This window comes from Campylobacter sp. BCW_6460 (assembly GCF_001762705.1).
Taxonomy (GTDB): domain Bacteria; phylum Campylobacterota; class Campylobacteria; order Campylobacterales; family Campylobacteraceae; genus Campylobacter_D; species Campylobacter_D jejuni.
In genome coordinates, this window is sequence record NZ_MJXI01000014.1 from 1 (window position 1) to 3,800 (window position 3,800).

At 31.4% G+C, this 3,800-nt stretch carries 2 protein-coding genes and 1 pseudogene; 2 read left to right on the top strand and 1 reads right to left on the bottom strand.

All coding sequences use genetic code 11. The features are described from left to right. Both AJ881_RS04030 and AJ881_RS04035 read left to right on the top strand, forming a co-directional pair. Positions 1–248, top strand: a pseudogene (locus AJ881_RS04030) (motility associated factor glycosyltransferase family protein); the annotation flags it as partial. Then, positions 245–2,131: a motility associated factor glycosyltransferase family protein gene (locus AJ881_RS04035; protein WP_083259447.1), complete on the top strand. Its 1,887-nt coding sequence runs from the start codon at positions 245–247 to the stop codon at positions 2,129–2,131. The pseudogene AJ881_RS04030 and the gene AJ881_RS04035, both read left to right, overlap by 4 nt. Before the next feature lie 31 nt (positions 2,132–2,162). On the opposite strand, the gene AJ881_RS04040 is transcribed toward AJ881_RS04035, so the two are convergent. Beyond that, positions 2,163–3,800 (bottom strand): flagellin A (locus tag AJ881_RS04040; protein ID WP_070282548.1); only part of this gene is annotated, 1,638 nt, incomplete at its 5' end.

Genomic DNA, 3,800 nt, shown 5'->3' on the forward strand with positions numbered 1-3,800 from the left:
AAATTTTAGGTCCTTTACTGACACAATTTGAACTTAATCTTGCTAGAATTTATGTTTTAAATCCTAAAACCAAAGAAGATGCTTTTAATAAAAGTATTCTTTGGATAAAAGAACATTTAGAATTTATGGAATTAGTTTATGGACATATCAAAGCACAAGAAAGTGCTTTGATTAAAAATATACTTCCTTTAGAAGAAAAACTTAAAGAAAGAAAATTAGATAAATGGATGGAAAGGGTAAGAAGGTGAAAGAGGAAAATAATTTTGAAAAAAATATCAAAGCTTTAGGTGGCTCTGAATATGAAATTTTACGCAAAAAGCTTCAAGATCTTAAAGAACTTAGAGACTTTACTTTTACACAAGGAAAAGATAATCTTGATATCAATATCATCAAAAAAAGAAATTTAAAAAAAATGTATCAAGATCCCGTAAAAGAACTTGAAAAAGATTTGAAATATTTTAAAGATTTTGCTCGTTATCCTGTACTTTTTTTCTATGGAATAGGAAATGGGATTTTATATAAAATTTTATTGCAAAATAAAAATCTTAAAAGAATGATTATTTTTGAAAAAGAGCTAGAGCTTATATTTTTAGCTTTTAATTTTGTCGATTTTAGCAAAGATTTAAGCTTAGGAAGGCTTATCATCGTTCATCAAGATGATGTAACTTTACCCAAAATTGAAAAAATCTTTCGCCTTGTAGGAGATTTATTTTATCGTTCTTATAATCTACACATTGCTAATAATTTTTACGAAGAATACAAAGAAGATATTTTAAAACTTAACAAGCTTAATATCCTAACCATAAAAAACCATAATCTCATGCATGGAAATGATCCTAAAGATGCTATGCAAGGTATAGAACAATTTGTTTATAATCTTCCCAAACTCATTTCACATCCAAGTTATAAAGAACTTCTAAAAAAAAGAAAAAGTGCTAAAGAAACAGCCATAGTCGTTTCTACAGGACCAAGTTTAACTAAACAACTTCCTTTATTAAAAAAGTATGCCAATAAAGCTACGATTTTTTGTGCAGACAGTGCTTATAATATACTTGCAAGAGAAGGTATAAAACCTGATTATGTTTGCATGCTAGAGCGTGATGAAATAGTAGCAGAATGTTTTAATAATGATTTTGGTAAATTTGATAAAGATATTATTTTTTTAGTTGCTTCTTTGGTGCATAAAAAAACTATTGATTATCTTGAAAAAAACAAAAGAAACTATATGCTTATTCTTAAAGGACAACCTTTTGCAAGATATTTAGATCTAGATGATTATGGGTATATTAATGCAGGTATGAGTGTATCTCATATGGCTTATGAATTTGCAGAAAATTTAGGACATAAAAATATCGTTTTAATAGGACAAGATCTAGCTTATAGCGAAGATGGACAAACGCATTCTAAAGGTTTTATTCATGCTAGTTGGCATAATGGAGACTATGAAAGAGATTTGGGAAAATTTACTACCACAGCTTATGGCGGAGAAGGCAAAGTAGAAAGTTCTGAAATATGGACTCTTTTTAGGCAAATTTTTGAAAATTTTATTTTCTATAGCGAAAGTAAAACTTATAATTGCACTGAAGGAGGCGCTAGGATAGAAAGTGCTATAGAAAGACCTTTTAAAGAAGTTTGCAAAGATCTACTTGAAAATGAAAAAGATAAAAATTTTAAAAAATTAAAAGCTTTAAATACCAAAGAACAAGTAGAATTGGGTTTAAAAATCTATAAAAAAATCAAAAAAAATATGAGCTTAGCGCTTAATTTTCAAAAAGAATGTAAAAAAATCAAAAAACAAATTCATAATCTTACCCATGGAAAAAGCAAATTATCTCTTAATGAACTCAATCAAAACATCGATAAAATCAAAGAAAAACTTTCAAGTCAAAAATACAGCTTTTCAAAAGAAATTCTAGGACCTACTTTACATCACGAACAAAGCCTCTTAGCGCCTTTATATCTTAAGGATATCAAAGATGAAGCTGATAAACAAAATAAACTTTTTGCTTGGATTTATGCACACGAATCCTTGCTTGAAAATATCATAGAACTTTTAGAAGCTCAAGATAAAAGACTTAAAATCGCTATCTTACCTTTGCGAGACTTTTTAGAAAAGAAAAAAGCACTTTAAAAATCTTAGATGCATAAAAGCATCTAAGAAATCATTGAAGAAGTTTTAAAACATTTTGTTGTACAGCATTAGCCTGACTCATCGCATAAGAACCTGACTGTGCAAGGATATTATACTTAGAAAAATTTGCACTCTCACTAGCAAAGTCTACATCTCTTATAGTTGATTCTGCTGCTTTAACATTTACTTGAGTTACAGTGATGTTGTTTATAGTAACTTGAAGTTGATTTTGCACTGAACCAATATCGGCTCTGATTTGATCAAGATTTGTTATAGCAGTTTCTGCTATATCCATCACTGCCATAGCGCCTTTAAGTGTAGTTACACCTGCTGTTTCATCTTTTACACCAAGAGTATTTCCAACTGAAGTTTTCAAGGTTGCAAATTGAGATAAATTAGAACCACTAGAAAAACCTGAGCCTGCGGATACATTATAAACTGCTGAGAGTTGAGAAGCTGCAGAAACAGCTATCACATTAGCAAAACCTGTGGAATAATTTTTACCACTACCTACAGAATAACCTGAACCTGACGAAAATCCACTACCGGCATTACTCATATAAGCAGAAACAGAAGAATAACCCCCTAAAATATTACCTTTATCAACTGAGTTAAACCCCATAGCATCAGCAACATTGGCATCAATTTGACCTTTTGATTCTCTTAGAGAAACAGAAGCTTGTGAAATGAAACTACTTGCACCAAATCCAGTAGCAGTTAATCCTGTTCCACTGATTAAAATATCTTTACCATCATTTTTTACCAAAGATAAGCGACCGTAATTTTCTTTCATATTTGGATTGATAAAAGCACCCTTGCCTATATCACCTTCAATTTTAATCCCTCTACCCTCTCTTGAAGTGAGCAAAAGTTTACCATTTTCATCTATAGAGGCTTCTACTCCTGTAGTATCTTTTACAGAGTTGATTGCAGAAACTAAAGCACCATTGCTATCGCCATCTTTATATTCTATCTGGCCGATTTTTACCCCATTAATAGTAAAATCTTCAGAAGTAGTACCTTCTCTAACTGCACCCATACCTCGAGTCTCTACTGTAAAGGTAGCCCTAACACCCGTTTTATCGGCATTTTTATTGATCTCTTCAGCTAAAGCCCCAAGTCCTGTTCCAACCGAAGTTGAAATCACAACTTTTTGAAATTTAAAATCATCTATACCGTTATAGTTTTTCAAAGTAAATTGCACTTCACCACTTTCAGAAATCCTTCCTCCAGTTTCAAAGCGTGTTAAACCGATTTTAGAAGATTGGGTTGGGCCTATGGTAGCTTTAATAGTTTGATTTGAACTTGCACCGATTTGAAATTCTTGATTGATAAAATTACCACTTAAAAGTTGTTTACCATTAAATGAAGTAGTATTAGCAATATTATCAAGTTCTTCCATCAAGCGGTTAATATCTGCTTGAAGCATAGTTCTTGTTTTTAAGCTTTGTCCATCTTGAGCTGCTTGAGTTGCTTTAGTCTTGATTGTATCTAAGATCTTAAGTTGCTCATCCATAGCTTTATCTGCAGTTTGTAAGATACCTAAAGCATCATTACCATTAGATATAGCTTGACCTAAAGTATTAGCTTGAGATCTTAGACTATCTGCTATCGCCATCCCTGAAGCATCATCTGCGGCTGAGTTGATTCTAAGACCTGAACTAAGTCT